The sequence below is a fragment of the Burkholderia sp. LS-044 genome, from assembly GCF_004803625.1.
Taxonomy (GTDB): domain Bacteria; phylum Pseudomonadota; class Gammaproteobacteria; order Burkholderiales; family Burkholderiaceae; genus Burkholderia; species Burkholderia cepacia.
Map to the genome: position 1 here is coordinate 121,727 of NZ_SSWO01000003.1, position 19,256 is coordinate 140,982.

The following is a 19,256-nucleotide window of genomic DNA, read 5'->3' on the forward strand; positions in this document are numbered from 1 at the left end:
CCGCATCATGAAAAAGACAATATCGATGTACTGGCCGCTGGCAATCGTCGTTCCGCTGGCCGCGGCTGCCTATCTGCATGCGATGGCCGATGCGCCGTCGCGTGGCCCGCTCGCAGTTCACCAGGCATCCGCTGAATTGGCGCGTGCGGTGTCGTTCGGGCTGGTCGACGACGCGGCGAAGCCGTTGCCGGTGGCATCCGGCGACGTCGCACTCGTCGTGCCGAAGGCGCTGTAATGCACGGCGCCGTCGCTTTGCCCGGCGGCGCGATTCCGGTCGCCTTTGTATAATGGCGTGTTCTTCTCCCGCGCGGTTCGCCGCGGCTTTCCGATAGTGCGATGACCCGCGTTTCGATCTGTTTCGTCTGTCTCGGCAACATCTGCCGTTCGCCCACCGCGGAAGGCGTGATGCGTCACCAGGTCGATGCGGCCGCGCTGGCGGACCGGATCGCGATCGATTCGGCCGGCACCGGCGACTGGCATGTCGGCGAGCCGCCCGATACGCGTGCGCAGGCGGCCGCTCGCGGCCGCGGCTACGACCTGTCGGCGCTGCGCGCACGACAGGTGAGCGCGGCGGATTTCGAGCGCTTCGACCTGCTGCTCGCGATGGACGAGGCGAATCTCGCGGAGCTGCGCCGCCGCTGTCCGCCGCAGCATGTCGACAAGGTGCGCCTGCTGATGGAATTCGCGCCGGATTCGACTGAAACCGAAGTGGCCGATCCGTATTTCGGCGGCGCGCAGGGTTTCGAGCAGGTGCTCGATCAGGTCGAGCGCGCGTGCGCGGGCCTGCTCGAGACGCTCCGGGCCCGCACGGAGCGCTGATCGCGCGGTATTCAGCGGTCTACGAATACCCTTTCAAAGACATGGATACTTGACTAAAAACGTCAAATATTTATACTTGACCAAAATCGTCAAGATTGCAGTCCCCTAGACACCATGAGACTCACCACCAAAGGCCGTTTCGCCGTCACGGCGATGATTGACTTGGCACTGCGCCAGGAGCAGGGCCCGGTGACGCTTGCAGGCATCAGCCAGCGCCAGCGGATTTCGCTCTCGTATCTCGAACAGCTGTTCGGGAAGCTGCGCAGGCATGAAATCGTCGAATCCGTGCGCGGCCCGGGCGGCGGCTACAACCTCGCGCGTCGCGCGCAGGACGTCACCGTTGCCGACATCATCATCGCGGTCGATGAACCGCTCGACGCCACGCAGTGCGGCGGCAAAGGCACGTGCGACGGCTCGAAGCAGCCCGACGGCCATTGCATGACGCACGAGCTGTGGTCGACGCTGAACCAGAAGATGGTCGAATACCTCGACTCCGTGTCGCTGCAGGATCTCGTCGATCAGCAGCGCGCACGCGAGGGCGCCCCTGCGGTGTTGCGCGATCGCCGCACGCCGGAGCCCGTCGCCGCACCGGCAGAGCCGGTGCGCACGATGCCGCTCGGTCCCAATTCGGTGTTCAACATCGCGAGTTCGTGAGCGCGAAGGCGCCCGCCATACCCCATAACGCACATAGTCCCTGCACAGAATTCCCGGAGCGACAGATGACCCAAGAGACTCTCCACCTGCCCATCTACATGGATTACAGCGCGACGACACCGGTCGACCCGCGTGTGGTCGACAAGATGGTGCCGTACCTGCGCGAGCAGTTCGGCAACCCGGCATCGCGCAGCCACGCGTACGGCTGGGATGCCGAGCGTGCGGTCGAGGAAGCGCGCGAACAGGTGGCCGCGCTCGTGAACGCGGATCCGCGCGAGATCATCTGGACGTCCGGCGCAACGGAGTCGGACAACCTCGCGATCAAGGGTGCCGCGAACTTCTACAAGGGCAAGGGCAAGCACATCGTCACGGTGAAGACCGAGCACAAGGCCGTGCTCGACACGTGCCGCGAGCTCGAGCGCGACGGCTTCGAAGTCACCTACCTCGACGTCAAGGATGACGGCCTGATCGACCTCGACGTGTTCAAGGCCGCGCTGCGTCCGGACACGATCCTCGTGTCGGTGATGCACGTGAACAACGAGATCGGCGTAATCCAGGACATCGAGACGATCGGTGAAATCTGCCGCGAGAAGGGCATCGTGTTCCACGTCGACGCCGCACAGTCGACCGGCAAGGTCGGGATCGATCTCGCGAAGCTGAAGGTCGACCTGATGTCGTTCTCGGCACACAAGACGTACGGCCCGAAGGGCATCGGCGCGCTGTACGTGCGCCGCAAGCCGCGTGTGCGCATCGAAGCGCAGATGCACGGCGGCGGCCACGAGCGCGGGATGCGTTCGGGCACGCTGCCGACGCACCAGATCGTCGGCATGGGTGAAGCGTTCCGCATCGCACGTGAAGAAATGGCGACGGAAAACGAGCGCGTCCGCATGCTGCGGGACAAGCTGCTGCGCGGCCTGTCGCAGATCGAGGAAACGTACGTGAACGGCGACATGGAACGCCGTGTCCCGCACAACCTCAACATCAGTTTCAACTTCGTCGAAGGCGAGTCGCTGATCATGGCGATCAAGGACGTCGCGGTGTCGTCGGGCTCCGCGTGCACGTCGGCGTCGCTGGAGCCGTCGTACGTGCTGCGTGCGCTCGGCCGCAACGACGAGCTGGCGCACAGCTCGATCCGCTTCACGGTCGGCCGCTTCACGACGGAGCAGGAAGTCGACTTCGTGATCAACCTGCTGAACAGCAAGATCGCGAAGCTGCGCGAACTGTCGCCGCTCTGGGAAATGCACCAGGAAGGCATCGATCTGTCGACGATCGAATGGGCCGCACACTGAGCGCCGGATTGAACATACCCGCGGGCGGATTCGCGCACGCAGACGTAACGAGTCAAGGAGTCTGAGTCATGTCTTACAGCAACAAGGTTCTGGATCACTACGAAAACCCGCGCAACGTCGGTTCGTTCGCGAAGGACGACGACACGGTCGGCACGGGCATGGTCGGCGCGCCGGCCTGCGGCGACGTGATGAAGCTGCAGATCCGCGTCGGCGCGGACGGCGTGATCGAAGACGCGAAGTTCAAGACGTACGGTTGCGGTTCGGCGATCGCGTCGAGCTCGCTCGTCACCGAGTGGGTGAAGGGCAAGACGCTCGACGAAGCACTGTCGATCAAGAACACGCAGATCGCCGAAGAACTCGCGCTGCCGCCGGTGAAGATTCACTGCTCGATCCTCGCGGAAGACGCGATCAAGGCAGCCGTGGCCGACTACAAGAAGCGCCACGACACCAAGGAAGGCGATCAGGCAGCAGCCTGAGCGGCATCGAGCGGCTAGAGAAGGAAACGCGGCAGGCCCCGGTGGCGTGCCGCGGCAAGGACATCATGGCAATTACACTGACCGAAAAAGCAGCACAGCACGTCCAGAAATACCTCGTCCGTCGCGGCAAGGGTATGGGCCTGCGGCTTGGCGTTCGCACGACCGGGTGCTCGGGGCTCGCGTACAAGCTCGAGTATGTCGACGAGCTGGCTCCCGAGGATCAGGTGTTCGAGAGCCATGGCGTGAAGGTGATCGTCGATCCGAAGAGTCTTGCGTACATCGACGGCACCGAGCTCGACTTCGCCCGCGAAGGCCTGAACGAAGGGTTCAAGTTCAACAACCCGAACGTGAAGGACGAGTGCGGTTGCGGTGAATCGTTCCGCGTGTGACGCGGGTCTCCGCGCGATGCGGGCAAGAGGCGGCACGGGCCGCCTTTTTAATGTGCGGCGTTTGCCGTGCGACGAACCGGAATTGAACGCGACGATGGTCTCGCTGAAAGACAGCCACTTCGACCTGTTTCACCTGCCGGCGCAATTCGCGCTCGATGAGGCGGCGCTCGACGCCGCCTATCGGACGGTGCAGACGCAGGTGCATCCGGACCGCTTCGCGGCGGCCGGCGATGCGCAGAAACGCATCGCGATGCAATGGGCAACCCGTGCGAACGAGGCGTACCGCACGCTGCGCGATCCGCTGAAGCGCGCGTCGTATCTGCTGTCCTTGCGTGGTGTCGATATCGGTGCGGAAAACAACACCGCGATGGAGCCCGCGTTCCTGATGCAGCAGATGGAGTGGCGCGAGGGCATCGAGGATGCCGCGGCCGCCCGCAATGTCGACGCGCTCGACGCGTTGCTCGCCGAGTTGCGCGAAGAGCGGCGCATTCGTGTGGAGCGCCTCGGCACGCTGCTCGACAGCGGCGCCGATCAGGCGGCCGCCGAGGCCGTGCGCCAGCTGATGTTCATCGAACGGGTCGCGTCGGAAGTGGGCGCGCAGATCGAGCGCCTCGAAACTTAACCGCGTGCCTCGCGGCACGCGCAGCAAACGGGCCGAGCGCCCGAACGAACCAAGATGGCTTTACTGCAAATTTCCGAACCGGGCATGGCGCCGGCGCCGCATCAGCGGCGACTCGCCGTCGGGATCGATCTCGGCACGACGAACTCGCTCGTCGCGGCTGTGCGTAACAGCGTACCGGAGGTGCTGCCGGACGAGGCGGGCCGTGTGCTGCTGCCGTCGGTGGTCCGCTACCTCGAAAAGGGCGGCCGGCGTATCGGCCACGAGGCGAAAGAGCAGGCCGCGACCGATCCGCGCAACACGATCGTGTCGGTCAAGCGCTTCATGGGCCGCGGCAAGGCCGAGGTCGAAGGTGCAGCGAACGCGCCGTACGAATTCGTCGATGCGCCGGGCATGGTGCAGATCCGCACCGTCGACGGCGTGAAGAGCCCCGTCGAAGTGTCGGCCGAGATTCTCGCGACGCTGCGCTATCGCGCGGAAGATTCGCTTGGCGACGACCTCGTCGGCGCGGTGATCACGGTGCCCGCGTATTTCGACGAAGCGCAACGTCAGGCGACCAAGGACGCCGCGCGCCTCGCGGGCCTCAACGTGCTGCGCCTGCTGAACGAACCGACCGCCGCGGCGATTGCCTATGGCCTCGACAACGGGGCCGAAGGCCTCTACGCGGTGTACGACCTCGGTGGCGGCACGTTCGACCTGTCGATCCTGAAGCTGACGAAAGGCGTGTTCGAAGTGCTGGCCGCGGGCGGCGATTCCGCGCTCGGCGGAGACGATTTCGACCATGCGCTGTTCGGTCACGTGCTCGCGCAGGCCGGCATCGATGCGAAGACGCTCGCGCCCGAGGACGTGCGCCTGCTGCTCGACCGCGTGCGCGTGCTGAAGGAAGCGCTGTCGTCCGCGCCGCAGGCGTCGCTCGACGTCACGCTGTCGGGCGGTGCGCATCTCGTGCAGACGATCTCGCACGACACGTTCGCGTCGCTCGTCGAGCCGCTCGTGCAGCGTACGCTCACGCCGACCCGCAAGGCGCTGCGCGACGCGCAGGTTACGCCGGCCGACATCAAGGGCGTCGTGCTCGTCGGCGGCGCGACGCGCATGCCGGTGATTCGCGACGCGGTCGCGAAGTATTTCGGCCAGCCGCCGCTCGTGAACCTCGATCCGGACCAGGTCGTCGCGCTCGGCGCGGCGATCCAGGCCGACCTGCTCGCAGGCAATCGCGGCACCGGTGACGACTGGCTGCTGCTCGACGTGATTCCGCTGTCGCTCGGTGTCGAGACGATGGGCGGCCTCGTCGAGAAGATCATCCCACGCAACTCGACGATTCCGATCGCGCGCGCGCAGGAATTCACGACCTTCAAGGACGGCCAGACCGCGATGGCGATCCACGTCGTGCAGGGCGAGCGCGAGCTCGTCGCCGACTGCCGCTCGCTCGCGCGCTTCGAGCTGCGCGGCATCCCGCCGATGACGGCCGGTGCGGCGCGCATTCGCGTGACCTACCAGGTCGATGCGGACGGGCTGCTGTCGGTGTTCGCGCGTGAGCAGCATTCGGGCGTCGAGGCGTCGGTCGTCGTGAAGCCGTCGTACGGTCTCGCCGACGACGACATCGCGAAGATGCTCGAGGACAGTTTCAAGACTGCCGAAATCGACATGCGCGCCCGCGCGCTGCGCGAAGCGCAGGTCGAGGCCGAGCGGATGCTCGAGGCGACGCAGGCCGCGCTGGCGGCCGACGGCGAGCTGCTCGACACGGACGAGCGCGCGCAGGTCGATGCGTTGGCCGCGGCGCTGCGCACGATCGCGCAGGGCGACGACACGGACGCGATCGAAACCGCGACCAAGGCGCTGGCCGACGGCACCGACGAATTCGCGGCGCGCCGGATGGACAAGAGCATCAAGCGCGCGTTGTCGGGCCGCCGGCTCGACGAGATCTGAACTCACGAACTGCGCATCGGCCGGTAACGGCCCGCGCGATATTGAACCGTGCGGTGCCTGGCGCCGCACCCTGACTGACGGAACGGACATGCCTCAACTGGTGGTGCTGCCTCACGTCGAACTGTGCCCGGACGGCGCGGTGATCGACGCGACGCCCGGCAAGAGTATCTGCGACAACCTGCTCGAACACGGGATCGAGATCGAGCATGCATGCGAGAAGTCGTGCGCGTGCACGACGTGCCACGTGGTGATCCGCGAAGGCTTCAACGATCTGACACCGTCCGAGGAGGACGAGGACGATCTGCTGGACAAGGCGTGGGGCCTCGAGCCGACGTCGCGCCTGTCGTGCCAGGCGATCGTGAAGGAAGATTCGGACCTGGTGGTCGAGATTCCGAAGTACTCGATCAACCACGCGAAGGAAAATCACTGACAGAAACCGGAGGCAGGCGATGAAATGGACCGATTCGCGTGAAATAGCCATTGCGCTGGCGGACAAGCACCCCGACATCGACCCGCAGCGGATCAACTTCGTCGACCTGCGTCAGTGGGTGCTCGAACTCGACGGTTTCGACGACGATCCCAAGCACTCGGGCGAGAAGATCCTCGAAGCGATCCAGGCCCACTGGATCGACGAATCGGACTTCGACGATGAAGACTGAACACCGCGTGCGCCGTAACGGCGCAGACGGCCGGTCATGAAAAAACGGCTCGTGAGCAATCGCTCACGAGCCGTTTTCGTTTTCAGGCCGCTTGCCCACACACGACACGCGGGCAGGGGGACACCGATGCGATCAGGCGATTACGCGCCGACCAGCGTGCCGTTCTCGATCCGCACGCGCTGGCCCTGGCCGAAAGGCGGCGGGTTGTGGTACGTGAACGTGCGCGTCGCGCCGCTCTCCATCTGCACTTGCACCTGATAGTCGGTTTCCGCACGCACCTGCTTTTCAACCTGGTTGCCGGCGAGACCACCGCCCAGCGCGCCGATGATCGTCATCGCGGTGCGGCCGTTACCGTGGCCGAACTGGTTGCCGAGCAGGCCGCCGGCTGCAGCGCCGCCCACGGCGCCGATCCCCGAGCTCTGGCCCGGCGTGCGCGTCTGCGTGATCGCGACGACCGTGCCGCAACTCTGGCAGTAGGTCTGGGCCGGCGCCGACGGCTGCTGCGCGTATTGCGGCGGCTGCGGTGCCGTCGTATGGCGGCGGTGCGGTGCAGCCGGGCGCGGCGCGGGCTTCGGCTCGGCCTGCGCGATGGCAGCCTTCTGTTCGGCCGCCTTCTGCTGCGCGGCGGCTTGTTCCGCCGCCTGCTGCTGGGCTTGCGCGGCCAGCGCGGCGCTGGCCGCCGCGGCCGTATCGACGGCCGGCTGCGATGCGATCAGCGCGGCCTGGGTCTGGCCGTTCTGTGCGTTGCTGCTGCTGGCCTTCGGGAAGATGCCCGTGATCGCAGCCGTCGCCGCGAGGCTGGCGACGATGACGGCGCCGGCGGCGGTGGCGATAAGCGGGTGGAGGCGTTGCTTTTGCGGCGTGGTCTGATTCTGGTTGTCCATTTTTTTCTCCGATGTCGATCCGGATCGGCACTGCGGCGTCGGGCCGGATCCCACGCTTCGGGCTCGAGCAGACTTGGCGTTCCTGCGCCTCGTTCTGGTCCCGTGTCATGCGTGGTGACGCAAAAGGAGTGTCGTCCACCGGCAAGTGGCGCGCCGTATCAAGGTGTAACGAATTGCAGCGGGGCGCTGGCGACTATGACAGGGAAAACCCGGAGAAGGCCGTCGCGACGGGGGAGTAAAACGGGGGAGGATCGAGAGCCGGCGGACGCCGGCCGAAGGGATTTACGCGTCGTTACAAAGCTGACGCGTGCGCGCCGCGGGGCGCGGCGCACACGCGGGCGCGGCGATCAGTCTTCGCGGCGCAGATGCGGGAACAGCAGCACGTCGCGGATCGTCGGGCTGTCGGTCAGCAGCATCACGAGACGGTCGATGCCGATCCCGCAGCCGCCGGTCGGAGGCATCCCGTATTCGAGCGCACGGATGTAGTCGGCGTCGAAGAACATCGCTTCCTCGTCGCCCGCATCCTTCTGCTCGACCTGCTTCTTGAAGCGTGCGGCCTGGTCTTCCGGATCGTTCAGCTCCGAGAAGCCGTTCGCGATTTCGCGGCCGGTCATGAACAGCTCGAAACGCTCGGTGATGCCCGGCACCGTATCCGATGCGCGTGCGAGCGGCGACACTTCGACCGGGTAATCGATGATGAAGGTCGGCTCCCACAGCTGTGCTTCGGCCGTTTCCTCGAACAGTGCGAGCTGCAGTGCGCCGGTACCCGCGTTCAGGAACGCCGGCTGCGACACGTCGACGCCGAAGCGCTTCAGTTCGGTGCGCAGGAACGCGTCGTCCGACAGCTGGCCGTCGGTGTAGTCCGGTGCGTACTTCTGGATCGCCTGCGTGATCGTCAGGCGATGGAACGGCTTCGCGAGGTCGAGTTCGCGGCCCTGGTACTGGATCGTCGCGGTGCCGAGCGCATCGATCGCCGCCTGGCGGATCAGTTGCTCGGTGAAGTCCATCAGCCAGCGGTAGTCGGTGTACGCGGCGTAGAACTCCATCATCGTGAATTCCGGGTTGTGACGCGGCGACACGCCTTCGTTCCGGAAGTTACGGTTGATCTCGAACACGCGCTCGAAGCCGCCGACGATCAGGCGCTTCAGGTACAGCTCCGGCGCAATGCGCAGGAACATCTGCATGTCGAGCGCATTGTGATGCGTGACGAACGGCTTCGCCGCTGCGCCGCCCGGGATCGGGTGCAGCATCGGCGTTTCGACTTCCATGAACTCGGCGTTGTCCATGAACTTGCGGATCGATGCGATCGTCTTCGTGCGGGCGCGGAACGTGTCGCGCGTTTCCGGCGTGACGATCAGGTCGACGTAGCGCTGGCGGTAGCGCATTTCCTGGTCGGACAGGCCGTGGAACTTGTCCGGCAGCGGGCGCAGTGCCTTCGACAGCAGGCGCAGTTCCTTGCACTGGACCGACAGTTCGCCCTTGTTGGTGCGGAACAGCACGCCACGCGCGGCGACGATGTCGCCCAGGTCCCACTTCTTGAATGCGTCGTAGGTTTCCGCGCCGACGTCGTTCGGCGTCACGAAGAACTGGATCTGGCCCGACCCGTCCTGCACCGTCGCGAAGCTCGCCTTGCCCATCACGCGCTTGAGCATCATGCGGCCGGCCACCGACACCTCGACCGGGTTCGCTTCGAGCGCGGCCTTGTCCGAGTCGGCGAATTTCGCCTGCAGGTCGGCAGCGTGGTGCTCGGGCCGGAAATCGTTCGGGTAGGCGACGCCTTGCTCGCGCAGGGCGCGCAGCTTCTCGCGGCGCTCCGCGATGATCTGGTTTTCGTCCGCGGTGACGGCGGGCTGCGTTTGGGTCGGTTCGGTCATGATGGTCGGAATTCGGAGTGGGTGCGGCAACGCAAACGGGAAGGGCAAGGGGGCGCGGCCTGGCCAGGCCGCGCCGCGGCGCTTACACGCCCTGTTTGAGGCTCGCGCTGATGAAGTCGTCGAGGTCGCCGTCGAGGACGGCTCTCGTGTTGCTCATTTCGACGTTCGTGCGCAGGTCCTTCACGCGGCTCTGGTCGAGCACGTACGAGCGGATCTGATGGCCCCAGCCCACATCGGTCTTGCTCGATTCGAGCTTGTCCTGTTCGGCCTGGCGCTTGCGCATCTCGACTTCGTACAGGCGCGACTTCAGCATTGCCATCGCTTCGGCGCGGTTGCGGTGCTGCGAGCGGTCGTTCTGGCACTGCACGACGATACCGGTCGGCATGTGCGTGATCCGCACCGCGGAGTCGGTCTTGTTGATGTGCTGGCCGCCCGCGCCCGATGCGCGGTACGTGTCGATGCGCAGGTCGGCCGGGTTGATCTCGACTTCGATCGAGTCGTCGATTTCCGGATAGACGAACACCGACGAGAACGACGTGTGGCGGCCGCCCGACGAGTCGAACGGCGACTTGCGCACGAGGCGGTGGATGCCCGTTTCGGTGCGCAGGAAACCGTATGCGTATTCGCCCGAGACCTTGACCGTCGCGTTCTTGATGCCGGCGACGTCGCCGTCGGACTCTTCGAGCACTTCGGCCTTGAAGCCCTTGCGTTCGCAGTAGCGCAGGTACTGGCGCAGCAGCATCGATGCCCAGTCGCACGCCTCGGTGCCGCCGGCGCCGGCCTGGATGTCGATGAAGCAGTTGTTCGGGTCGGCCGGGTTCGAGAACATCCGGCGGAACTCGATGTCACCGACGCGCGCCTCGAGTTTCGCGGCGTCTTCTTCCGACGCGATGAGGGTGTCTTCGTCGCCTTCCTCGCGGGCCAGCTCGAACAGGTCGAGCGCGTCGCGCAGGTCGCCGTCAAGCGCGGTGAGCGTCGTGACGACGCCCTCGAGCAGCTTCTTCTCGCGACCGAGCGCCTGGGCGTTCTTCGAATCGTTCCAGACGTTCGGGTCTTCGAGTTCCTTGTTGACTTCGGTCAGACGCGCAGCTTTTGCGTCGTAGTCAAAGATACCCCCGGAGCTCGCCCGCGCGATTGCGCAGGTCGAGCAGGGAGCTTTCGATCGCGTTGAGACGTTCCGCTTCCATGATCGCTCGCTATTCTTGCTTCGTAAAAAAGCGGAATTATAGCCGATCGGCAGGGTTGCCCGGTGACGCAAACGGTGCTCGCGCGTGCACCGCGGCCCCGTCCGGCGCGGCGCGCATGCATCGGCGGGCGCTCAGCCGGCCGCGTGTTCGACGATCAGCTGGACGCGCGTGACGCCGTTCCACGTGTCGGCGACGAGCCGGTACGCGACCAGCGCGCTTTCCGGCAGGGGCTCCGTGTGGTTGAACCAGATCGCGTTGAAGCGCTGGCGGCCGCGTGCAAGCTGCAGTTTCAGGTGCTTTTCCTTCACGAGCGACTGGGACACGACGTCGAATTCGCCCGAGAAAAGCGGGGCCGGAAAACCTTGCCCCCAGACGGCCTCGTCGAGCAGCCCGACGAACTGCGGCGTGAAGTAGGCGTCCTCGAGTTCGCCGTCGGTCTCGATCACGCGGGCGAGCGCGTCGTCGGACAGCCATTCGCGCGCGACCGCCTCGAACGCGGCGGCGAAGCGCGGCACGTTCTCGGTGTCGAGCGTGAGGCCGGCCGCCATCGCGTGGCCGCCGAACGCGACGATCAGGTCCGGTTCGCGTTTCGACACGAGGTCGAGAGCGTCGCGCAGGTGGAAGCCGGCGATCGACCGGCCCGAGCCCTTGACCCGCTTGCCTTCGTCGTCCGCGTGCGCAAACGTGAACGACGGGCGGTGGAATTTTTCCTTGAGCCGCCCGGCGACGATGCCGATCACGCCCTGGTGCCACTCGGGGTTGAAGAGGGTGATCGTGCACGCGTCGGCCGGGTCGACGTCGGCGAGATCGGCGAGCGCCTGCTGCTGCATGCCGGCCTCGATCTCGCGGCGCTCGCGGTTCATCACGTCGAGCTGCTGCGCCAGATCCCATGCGCGGCCGATGTCGTCGGTGATCAGGCACTCGATGCCGAGCGACATGTCGGAAAGCCGACCGGCGGCGTTCAGGCGCGGGCCGAGGCCGAAACCGAGGTCGAAGCCCGATGCCGTGCGCGCTTCGCGCGCGGCGGCGCGGAACAGCGCGGCGACGCCCGGTTGCATGCGGCCGTTGCGAATGCGCTGCAGCCCCTGCGCGACGAGCACGCGGTTGTTGCCGTCGAGCCGCACGACGTCGGCGACGGTGCCGAGCGCGACGAGGTCGAGCAGGCCGTCGAGGCGCGGCTCGGCTTCCTTGCTCGCAAAGGCGCCGCGGCGGCGCAGCTCGGCGCGCAGCGCGAGCAGCACGTAGAACATCACGCCGACGCCGGCGAGGTGCTTGCTCGGGAACGCGCAGCCCGGCTGGTTCGGGTTGACGATCGCGCGTGCGGCGGGCAGTGCGTCGCCGGGCAGGTGGTGATCGGTCACGAGCACGTCGATGCCGCGCGCGTTCGCGGCTTCGACGCCCGCGACGCTCGCGATCCCGTTGTCGACGGTGATCAGCAGGTCGGGCTTGCGCGCGGCGGCGAGTTCGACGATCTCGGGCGTGAGGCCGTAGCCGTATTCGAAGCGGTTCGGCACCAGGTAGTCGATCTGCGCGCCGAACATGCGCAGGCCGCGCACCGCGACCGCGCAAGCGGTCGCGCCGTCGCAGTCGTAGTCGGCGACGACGAGCAGGCGCCGCTTGTCGGCGATCGCATCGGCGAGCAGCGACGCCGCATCGGCGCAGCCTTTCAGCTCGGTGGGCGGGACGAGCCGCGCAAGCGCGGTCTCGATGTCGGCGAGGGACTGCACGCCGCGCGACGCGTACAGGCGCGCGAGCACGGGATGCAGGCCGTGGCGCGCGAGCGCTTCGGCGTCGGCGGGCGCGACGGGGCGGGTAACGATCCGGGTCATACGGGGTGTGCTTGTTATTCGAACAGGGAGGCCAGCGCGCGGCGGCGCCAGAACTTGCGCAGGTCTGAGCGCGTCGCACGCAGCGTCACGGAACTCGTGTCGCCGCACAGCGTGAAATCGACGCCCGCCAGCTCGCCGTTCCGCAGCGCGGCGAGGGCCGGCGCGAACCAGTCGCGCTCGAGCGTGGCGAGTTCGTCGTGCCAGCGCGCCCAGTCCTGCTCGATGAACGGGGTGGTCAGCGCCGGCAGGTCGACGAGCGTCGCGCCGTCGGCAGCGGGCAGTGCGCCGAATGCGGCGGGCACGCCCGAGGCGTCGATCCGCGCGGCGCGCGCAAGGCCGAGCGCCGCGGGCGATGCGGACAGCACGCGCGCGAACGGCTGGCCGACCGGTTTCAGCGTGCCCTGCGCATGGAACCAGATCGAGTTGACGGCCGGCAGCCCGCGCGCTTCGCGCGCTTCGTTGACCGGGTGCTGGAACCAGGCCATCTGCACTTCGTTCTGCAGCTTCATCCACATCCGCGAGCGTTCGCCCGTATGCGCCTCGTGCGGCAGCCAGATTTCGATGTTGCGGCCGCTCGCGCGCAGCGGCGCGGCGCCGGCGAGCCGGGCGAGCTGCTCGCTCGACAGGTACCAGCGTGACGGGTTCGGCGCTTCGAGCCGTACGCCGAGCTCCTCGATCAGCGGCCGGGCGACCGCGAGCAGCGCGGCCGCGTCGCCGTCGTCGAGCGCAAGGGCCGCCGGATCGACGAGCACCAGGTGATCGTGCGCGATTTCGACGTGGACGGGCTCGACGCAGGCCCAGGCACGGGCGCCCGGATCGCCGCCGTCCGCCAGCAGCATGTAGGGCGCGAGCGGCGCCTCGTCGGCGGCGTTGCCCTGGGTCGCGCCGAACTGGCGGGCCAGCCAGCGCTCGTGCGGCAGCGTGCGCTGGAAGTCCTCGCCGGCCACGCGCTCGACGAGGCTCGCGCGGGCGAGCAACTTTTCGAGCGCGGGGCTGTCCAGCGTGTGCAGGGACGAGGCCGCATCGGCTGCCGACGGCAGCGCGAACGGAACGAGAAAATGGAGGCGTCGGTCGTGCATGATGGTGCGCATTGTATGGCAAACTGCGCGCGTGATCGGGCCGGCTGACGGCCCGTTCGCGTCCGGCGGCCGTTTTTCGACCGTGCCCGGGCCGGTGGCCGCCACCGGGCGGCGGTCCGGCCGCGGGGCGCCTCCCCGCCGTAACCAGCAGAAAGGATTCGCTTGAAACTTCCGTACGAATGGCAGATCGGCTGGCGCTACACGCGCGCCGGCAAACGCACGACCGGTAACGGCTTCATTTCCTTCATCGCGCTCGTGTCGATGCTCGGGATCGCGCTCGGTGTCGCGGCGCTGATCGTCGTGCTGTCGGTGATGAACGGCTTCCAGAAGGAAGTGCGCGACCGCATGCTGTCGGTGCTCGCGCACGTCGAGGTGTTCTCGCCGACGGGCTCGATGCCCGACTGGCAGCTGACCGCGCAGGAAGCGCGCCGCAATCCGTCGGTGATCGGCGCGGCGCCGTACGTCGACGCGCAGGCGCTGCTCACTCGCCAGGACGCGGTGAGCGGCGTGATGCTGCGCGGTGTCGAGCCGACGCTCGAGCCGCAGGTGTCGGACATCGGCAAGGACATGAAGGCCGGCCAGCTCGCCGCGCTCGTGCCGGGCCAGTTCGGCATCGTGCTCGGCGACGCGCTTGCCGGCAACCTCGGCGTGACGGTCGGCGACAAGGTCACGCTTGTCGCGCCGGAGGGTTCGATCACGCCGGCCGGCATGATGCCGCGGCTGAAGCAGTTCACGGTCGTCGGCGTGTTCGAGTCCGGGCACTACGAATACGACAGCACGCTCGCGATGATCAACATCCGCGATGCCGAGGCGCTGTTCCGGATGGCCGCGCCGACCGGTGTGCGGCTGCGGCTGAAGGACATGCAGAAGGCGCCGGACGTGGCGGTCGAGCTGTCGCACACGCTGTCGGGCAGCCTGTACATCCGCGACTGGACCCAGCAGAACAAGACGTGGTTCTCGGCCGTGCAGATCGAGAAGCGGATGATGTTCATCATCCTCACGCTGATCATCGCGGTGGCCGCGTTCAACCTCGTGTCGTCGCTCGTGATGACGGTGACCAACAAGCAGGCAGACATCGCGATCCTGCGCACGCTCGGCGCGCAGCCGGGGTCGATCATGAAGATCTTCGTCGTGCAGGGCGTGACGATCGGCTTCGTCGGCACGGCGTCGGGCGTCGCGCTCGGCTGCCTGATCGCATGGAGCATCCCGTGGCTGATCCCGATGATCGAGCACCTGTTCGGCGTGCAGTTCCTGCCGCCGTCGGTGTATTTCATCAGCGAGCTGCCGTCGGAACTCGTCGCGAGCGACGTGATCCGGATCGGGCTGATCGCGTTCGCGCTGTCGGCTGTCGCGACGCTCTATCCGAGCTGGCGCGGGGCGAAGGTGAAGCCGGCGGAGGCCCTTCGCTATGAATGATCGCGCGACCGCATTCGCGGATTCACGACAACACAACAGACAGGATTCGGCAGGTATGCAGGAATACGTGCTTCAGGCGCGCGGGATCACGAAGGCGTTCGTACAGGGCGGCTTCAACGTGCAGGTGCTCGACAATACCGAGCTGACGGTGCGGCGCGGCGAGAAGCTTGCGGTCGTCGGCGCGTCGGGCTCCGGCAAGAGCACGCTGCTGCACGTGCTGGGCGGGCTCGACGAGCCGAGCGCGGGCGAGGTGTCGCTGCTCGGCAAGCCGTTTACGCAACTCGCCGAGCGCGAGCGCAACGAATTGCGCAACCGTGCGCTCGGTTTCGTCTACCAGTTCCATCACCTGCTGCCCGAGTTCACGGCGCTCGACAACGTCGCGATGCCGCTGCGCATCCGCCGCATGACGACCGAGGCCGCGCGTGCCGAGGCCCAGGCGATGCTCGAACGCGTCGGTCTCGGGCCGCGGGCGAAGCATCGGCCGGGCGAGCTGTCGGGTGGCGAGCGGCAGCGCGTCGCGATCGCGCGCGCGCTGGTCACGAAGCCCGCGTGCGTGCTTGCCGACGAGCCGACCGGCAACCTCGACGGCACGACGGCAGATACGGTGTTCAACCTGATGCTCGAATTGTCAGAAACGCTCGAAACGAGCTTCGTGATCGTCACGCACGATCCCGATCTCGCCGCGCGCTGCGACCGCATCATGCGGCTGCGCGACGGCGTGCTGCACGAGGAGCCGGCGTTGCCGGTGTAAGTGAACGCCGCTGGCCGGCTGCCGGGTTCGTCCCGGCGCGGCGCCAGCGTGCTGGAACATCGCCATGTGGATCGATACGCACTGCCATCTCGATGCCGCCGAGTTCGACGCCGACCGCGACGCGGTCGTACAGGCGGCGCACGCGGCCGGCGTGTCGCGCATCGTGATCCCGAGCGTCGGGCGCGACAACTTCACGACGGTGCGCGAGCTTGCGCACCGCACGCCGGGCGCGGTCTATGCGCTCGGCATCCATCCGATGTACACGCCGCGCGCACGCGACGAGGATCTCGACCTGTTGCGCATGGAAATCGAGGCGAGCCTCGACGATCCGCGCTTCGTCGCGATTGGCGAGATCGGACTCGACTATTTCGTGCCGGGGCTCGACGACGCGCGGCAGCAGTTCTTCTACCAGGGGCAGCTGAAGCTTGCGCGCGAATTCGACCTGCCCGTGCTGTGCCACGTGCGCAAGTCGCAGGACCGCGTACTGGCCGGGCTGCGTCGCTTCGGCGTGCGGCGCGGCATCGCGCATGCGTTCAACGGCAGTTTTCAACAGGCCGAAGCGTATCTCGCGCACGGGCTGCATCTCGGCTTCGGCGGCAACGTGACGTTCACGCGGGCGCTGCAGATCCGCCGGCTCGCGACGCAGTTGCCGCTCGAGGCAATCGTCGTCGAGACGGACGCGCCCGACATCGCGCCCGAATGGGCATACAAATCCCGCAACACGCCCGACCAGGTGCCGCGCATCGGCGACGTGCTCGCCGAACTGCGCGGGATCGACACCGGCGCGCTCTCCCTATGCACTTCGGCTAACGCGCTCGCCGCGCTGCCGCGACTCGCCCTTTCGTCCGCATAATCGTTGCCGGAAGGCGCCGCATTCGCAATGGCGGCGCCGGATCGACGAGGAGGTGCGATGCGCGTGTGGTGGATCGCGTTCGCGCTCGGCGTGGTCGTACTGCAGCGGCAGGCGACGCTGCCGGGCGCGTTCGCATGGACGATCGGTGCGACCGTGCTCGCGGGCTGCGTGGTCCTGGGCGCGTGGTGCATGCGCCGCCGGCGTATGCGCATGACCGTCGCGTTCGGATGGATGCTTTGTGCGCTCGCGGCCAGCGTCGCCGGATTCGGCTACGCGGCCGCGCGGGCCGAATGGCGGCTGGGCGACAGCCTTCCCGTCGAGTGGGAAGGGCGCGACATCGTCGTCACCGGGGTGATCCGGGGGCTGCCCGTGGTCGACGACACAGGTGCGCGGCTGCTGTTCGCGGTCGAGTCGAACGATGCGGGGCTAGCCCGTTTCCCGCCGTTGATCCGTCTGTCGTGGCGCGCGTATGACGCGGCCGCGACGCGCGACGCGCTGCCCGATCTGCGCGCCGCGCAGCGCTGGCGTTTCGTCGTGCGCCTGAAGCGCCCGCATGCGGAGGCCAATCCCGGCGTGCGCGACAGCGAGGCGGCCTGGCTTGCCGCGGGCATTCGCGCCGTCGGTTATGTCAGCGCGCCCCGGCGGGCGGTATTGCTCGATGCGCGCGCGTCGGGATGGCGTGCATCGATCGATCGGCTGCGCGACGTGCTGCGCTTGCGCATCGGCGAGACGCTTGGCGGCGACGCCGGCCATCGCGGCATCGTCGCCGCGCTCGCGATCGGCGACCAGTCGGGCATCGGCGACGACGACTGGCGCGTGCTGCGCAACACGGGCACGAGCCACCTCGTCGCGATCTCCGGCCTGCATGTCGGGCTCGTCGGCGCGATCGCGGGCGGGCTGGTGTCGATGGTCTGGCGTCGCCTGCGCTGGCGCGCCCGGGCCGCGACGCTCGTATTGCCGGCGCCGTACGCGGCCGCGCTCGCCGCGCTGACGGCCGCGGCCGGTTATGCGGCGCTCGCCGGCTTCAACGTGCCGGCGCAGCGCGCATGGTGGATGATCGCGGCCGGCGGCATTGCGTATCTGGCCGGGCGCAGCGTGCCGGCTTCCGCGGTGCTGTGCGCGTCGCTCGGCGGCGTACTGCTTGCCGATCCGTGGGCCGTGCTGTCGGCCGGGTTCTGGCTGTCGTTCGGGGCGGTCGCCGTGATCCTGCTGGCGGTTTCCGGCTGGCGCGCCGTGCGCGAGGCCGATGCGCAAGGCGATGGGGGTGAGGAGGGTGGCGGCACCGCTGGCTTGTCGAACCGGGCGCGCGCGTGGGGTGCACGCGCCGGGCGCCGCATCGCCGAGGCCACGCGCGTGCAGTACGCGGTGACGATCGGCCTCGCGCCGCTGACGGCCGCCTGGTTTGCGCAGATATCGCTGTCGGGCCCGTTCGGCAACGCGTTCGCGATTCCCTGGGTCAGCTCGGTCGTGACGCCGGTCGTGCTGGCCGGCATCGCGCTGCCGGCGCCGTTCGACGCCTATGCGTTCCGGCTTGCGCACGCGGCGCTCGAACCGATGATGACGTTGCTGGGATACCTCGCCGACTGGCCGGCCGGCGTGTTCTGGTTGCGCATGCCCGACTGGCCGGTGCTGGCGCTGGCCTGCGCGGGCGTCGCATGGGCGTTGATGCCGCGCGGCTGGCCGCTGCGCTGGGCTGCGCCGCTCACATGGCTGCCGCTCGTCGCGCCGGCAGCCGATGCGCCGCCGCCGGGCGGTTTCCGGCTGACCGTGCTCGACGTCGGGCAGGGTGCGTCGGTGCTGGTGGAGACCGCCCGACGGACCTTGCTGTTCGACGCGGGACCGGGCGCGGAGTCGACGCATGCCGGTGCGCGGATCGTCGCGCCGGCATTGCGCTCGCGAGGCATCGCGGTGGTCGATTCGCTCGTGCTCAGTCACGCGCACGCCGATCACGCGGGCGGTGCACCGGCCGTCTATGCGGCTGCCGACGTGCGCCAGCTGCTGGCGGGCATTCCGCCGACGAGCGGGCTGTGGCGCGATGCGATGGCCGCCGGCGTTGCCGACCGGCTGCCGTGCGCGGCCGGGCAGCGCTGGACCTGGGACGGCGTGGTGTTCACGATGCTCTGGCCATCGGGCGGTCCGGGCGCGGGTTCGTCGAACGGGCAGTCGTGCGTGCTGCGCATCGATGCGGGCGGGACGTCCGCGCTGCTGACGGGCGACATCGAAGCGCCCGTCGAACGCCAGCTCGTGGGCACGGCGCGCGACACGCTGGCCGCGCAGATCCTGGTCGTTCCGCACCACGGCAGCCGCACGTCGTCGGTCGAGCCTTTCCTCGATTCGGTCGGGCCGCGCGTCGCGGTATTTCCTGTAGGCTATCGCAATCGTTTCGGACATCCGCACCGGGCGGTTCTCGCACGTTACGAGGGGCGCGGGATTCCGCTGCCGCGCACCGATCGCGACGGCGCCGTGCGGTTCGACGTCGCGCCGGCCGACGGCGGGTTTGCCTTCGAGCTTCATCGCGACGTTCGGCGGCGATACTGGATGGATCGGTGAGC

19 protein-coding genes are annotated in these 19,256 nt (G+C 67.8%); 14 read left to right on the forward strand and 5 right to left on the reverse strand.

Translation table 11 applies throughout. The features are described 5' to 3' along the window. Nucleotides 1–7: 7 nt before the first annotated feature. From E9536_RS08915 to iscX, 10 genes are all read left to right on the forward strand, one after another. The gene (locus E9536_RS08915) at nucleotides 8–235 is read left to right on the forward strand and encodes a hypothetical protein (RefSeq protein ID WP_136469744.1); all 228 of its coding nucleotides are present in this window, start codon (nucleotides 8–10) and stop codon (nucleotides 233–235) included. Nucleotides 236–336: 101 nt separating this feature from the next. After that, on the forward strand, nucleotides 337–819 hold the full coding sequence (locus E9536_RS08920) for a low molecular weight protein-tyrosine-phosphatase (RefSeq protein WP_059688892.1): 483 nt from the start codon (nucleotides 337–339) through the stop codon (nucleotides 817–819). Nucleotides 820–933: 114 nt separating this feature from the next. Further along, entirely contained in the window at nucleotides 934–1,473 is a 540-nt protein-coding gene (gene iscR / locus E9536_RS08925; RefSeq protein WP_009691731.1) for a Fe-S cluster assembly transcriptional regulator IscR, read from the forward strand. A 65-nt stretch (nucleotides 1,474–1,538) separates the two neighbouring features. Next, nucleotides 1,539–2,762, forward strand: a complete 1,224-nt coding sequence (locus E9536_RS08930; RefSeq protein ID WP_021157672.1) for an IscS subfamily cysteine desulfurase — start codon at nucleotides 1,539–1,541, stop codon at nucleotides 2,760–2,762. A gap of 68 nt (nucleotides 2,763–2,830) precedes the next feature. Further along, nucleotides 2,831–3,238, forward strand: a complete 408-nt coding sequence (iscU, locus tag E9536_RS08935) for a Fe-S cluster assembly scaffold IscU (protein ID WP_006481982.1) — start codon at nucleotides 2,831–2,833, stop codon at nucleotides 3,236–3,238. 65 nt (nucleotides 3,239–3,303) lie between these two features. Next, entirely contained in the window at nucleotides 3,304–3,627 is a 324-nt protein-coding gene (gene iscA, locus E9536_RS08940; protein ID WP_012492710.1) for an iron-sulfur cluster assembly protein IscA, read from the forward strand. Between the two features lie 94 nt (nucleotides 3,628–3,721). Beyond that, on the forward strand, nucleotides 3,722–4,249 hold the full coding sequence (hscB, locus tag E9536_RS08945) for a Fe-S protein assembly co-chaperone HscB (RefSeq protein WP_060170018.1): 528 nt from the start codon (nucleotides 3,722–3,724) through the stop codon (nucleotides 4,247–4,249). Between the two features lie 54 nt (nucleotides 4,250–4,303). Beyond that, nucleotides 4,304–6,172 (forward strand): Fe-S protein assembly chaperone HscA, encoded by a 1,869-nt coding sequence (gene hscA / locus E9536_RS08950; RefSeq protein ID WP_060217622.1) that lies wholly within the window; start codon nucleotides 4,304–4,306, stop codon nucleotides 6,170–6,172. Nucleotides 6,173–6,260: 88 nt separating this feature from the next. After that, entirely contained in the window at nucleotides 6,261–6,602 is a 342-nt protein-coding gene (gene fdx / locus E9536_RS08955; protein WP_011352558.1) for an ISC system 2Fe-2S type ferredoxin, read from the forward strand. Nucleotides 6,603–6,621: 19 nt separating this feature from the next. Beyond that, complete coding sequence (gene iscX, locus E9536_RS08960; RefSeq protein ID WP_021157676.1) at nucleotides 6,622–6,831, forward strand: Fe-S cluster assembly protein IscX; 210 nt, start codon at nucleotides 6,622–6,624, stop codon at nucleotides 6,829–6,831. 140 nt (nucleotides 6,832–6,971) lie between these two features. On the opposite strand, the gene E9536_RS08965 is transcribed toward iscX, so the two are convergent. The 5 genes from E9536_RS08965 to E9536_RS08985 all read right to left on the reverse strand — a co-directional run bounded on the left by E9536_RS08965 (nucleotide 6,972) and on the right by E9536_RS08985 (nucleotide 13,696). Further along, a complete protein-coding gene (locus E9536_RS08965; protein ID WP_021157677.1) occupies nucleotides 6,972–7,715 on the reverse strand; it encodes a glycine zipper 2TM domain-containing protein in 744 nt (247 codons plus the stop codon). A gap of 347 nt (nucleotides 7,716–8,062) precedes the next feature. Continuing rightward, nucleotides 8,063–9,589, reverse strand: a complete 1,527-nt coding sequence (gene lysS / locus E9536_RS08970) for a lysine--tRNA ligase (protein ID WP_021157678.1) — start codon at nucleotides 9,587–9,589, stop codon at nucleotides 8,063–8,065. 82 nt (nucleotides 9,590–9,671) lie between these two features. Further along, a protein-coding gene (gene prfB / locus E9536_RS08975; protein ID WP_099318679.1) for a peptide chain release factor 2 occupies nucleotides 9,672–10,776 on the reverse strand; the annotation gives its coding sequence in 2 pieces (ribosomal slippage) (nucleotides 9,672–10,694 and nucleotides 10,696–10,776; 1,104 coding nt in all). A gap of 131 nt (nucleotides 10,777–10,907) precedes the next feature. Beyond that, nucleotides 10,908–12,605, reverse strand: a complete 1,698-nt coding sequence (gene recJ / locus E9536_RS08980) for a single-stranded-DNA-specific exonuclease RecJ (RefSeq protein WP_136469745.1) — start codon at nucleotides 12,603–12,605, stop codon at nucleotides 10,908–10,910. Between the two features lie 14 nt (nucleotides 12,606–12,619). Beyond that, on the reverse strand, nucleotides 12,620–13,696 hold the full coding sequence (locus tag E9536_RS08985) for a regulator (protein ID WP_168799513.1): 1,077 nt from the start codon (nucleotides 13,694–13,696) through the stop codon (nucleotides 12,620–12,622). Nucleotides 13,697–13,846: 150 nt separating this feature from the next. On the opposite strand from E9536_RS08985, the gene E9536_RS08990 reads away from it, so the two are divergent. The 4 genes from E9536_RS08990 (at nucleotide 13,847) to E9536_RS09005 (ending at nucleotide 19,254) form a co-directional block, all read left to right on the forward strand. Beyond that, nucleotides 13,847–15,100, forward strand: a complete 1,254-nt coding sequence (locus E9536_RS08990) for a lipoprotein-releasing ABC transporter permease subunit (protein ID WP_021157682.1) — start codon at nucleotides 13,847–13,849, stop codon at nucleotides 15,098–15,100. A gap of 55 nt (nucleotides 15,101–15,155) precedes the next feature. Next, complete coding sequence (lolD, locus tag E9536_RS08995) at nucleotides 15,156–15,851, forward strand: lipoprotein-releasing ABC transporter ATP-binding protein LolD (RefSeq protein WP_034195750.1); 696 nt, start codon at nucleotides 15,156–15,158, stop codon at nucleotides 15,849–15,851. A gap of 64 nt (nucleotides 15,852–15,915) precedes the next feature. Continuing rightward, complete coding sequence (locus E9536_RS09000; protein WP_059699107.1) at nucleotides 15,916–16,704, forward strand: TatD family hydrolase; 789 nt, start codon at nucleotides 15,916–15,918, stop codon at nucleotides 16,702–16,704. Between the two features lie 57 nt (nucleotides 16,705–16,761). Next, nucleotides 16,762–19,254 (forward strand): DNA internalization-related competence protein ComEC/Rec2, encoded by a 2,493-nt coding sequence (locus E9536_RS09005; RefSeq protein ID WP_136469748.1) that lies wholly within the window; start codon nucleotides 16,762–16,764, stop codon nucleotides 19,252–19,254. Nucleotides 19,255–19,256: the final 2 nt, after the last annotated feature.

Excerpts from the sequence above, each read along its gene's own strand:
- hscA (WP_060217622.1), top strand. The coding sequence starts at position 4,304 with ATGGCTTTACTGCAAATTTCCGAACCGGGCATGGCGCCGGCGCCGCAT.
- E9536_RS08985 (WP_168799513.1), bottom strand. The coding sequence starts at position 13,696 with ATGCGCACCATCATGCACGACCGACGCCTCCATTTTCTCGTTCCGTTC.
- E9536_RS08915 (WP_136469744.1), top strand. The coding sequence starts at position 8 with ATGAAAAAGACAATATCGATGTACTGGCCGCTGGCAATCGTCGTTCCG.
- E9536_RS09005 (WP_136469748.1), top strand. The coding sequence starts at position 16,762 with ATGCGCGTGTGGTGGATCGCGTTCGCGCTCGGCGTGGTCGTACTGCAG.
- E9536_RS08920 (WP_059688892.1), top strand. The coding sequence starts at position 337 with ATGACCCGCGTTTCGATCTGTTTCGTCTGTCTCGGCAACATCTGCCGT.
- iscA (WP_012492710.1), top strand. The coding sequence starts at position 3,304 with ATGGCAATTACACTGACCGAAAAAGCAGCACAGCACGTCCAGAAATAC.
- iscR (WP_009691731.1), top strand. The coding sequence starts at position 934 with ATGAGACTCACCACCAAAGGCCGTTTCGCCGTCACGGCGATGATTGAC.
- E9536_RS08930 (WP_021157672.1), top strand. The coding sequence starts at position 1,539 with ATGACCCAAGAGACTCTCCACCTGCCCATCTACATGGATTACAGCGCG.
- recJ (WP_136469745.1), bottom strand. The coding sequence starts at position 12,605 with ATGACCCGGATCGTTACCCGCCCCGTCGCGCCCGCCGACGCCGAAGCG.
- lolD (WP_034195750.1), top strand. The coding sequence starts at position 15,156 with ATGCAGGAATACGTGCTTCAGGCGCGCGGGATCACGAAGGCGTTCGTA.
- hscB (WP_060170018.1), top strand. The coding sequence starts at position 3,722 with ATGGTCTCGCTGAAAGACAGCCACTTCGACCTGTTTCACCTGCCGGCG.
- iscU (WP_006481982.1), top strand. The coding sequence starts at position 2,831 with ATGTCTTACAGCAACAAGGTTCTGGATCACTACGAAAACCCGCGCAAC.
- E9536_RS08965 (WP_021157677.1), bottom strand. The coding sequence starts at position 7,715 with ATGGACAACCAGAATCAGACCACGCCGCAAAAGCAACGCCTCCACCCG.
- iscX (WP_021157676.1), top strand. The coding sequence starts at position 6,622 with ATGAAATGGACCGATTCGCGTGAAATAGCCATTGCGCTGGCGGACAAG.
- fdx (WP_011352558.1), top strand. The coding sequence starts at position 6,261 with ATGCCTCAACTGGTGGTGCTGCCTCACGTCGAACTGTGCCCGGACGGC.
- E9536_RS09000 (WP_059699107.1), top strand. The coding sequence starts at position 15,916 with ATGTGGATCGATACGCACTGCCATCTCGATGCCGCCGAGTTCGACGCC.
- lysS (WP_021157678.1), bottom strand. The coding sequence starts at position 9,589 with ATGACCGAACCGACCCAAACGCAGCCCGCCGTCACCGCGGACGAAAAC.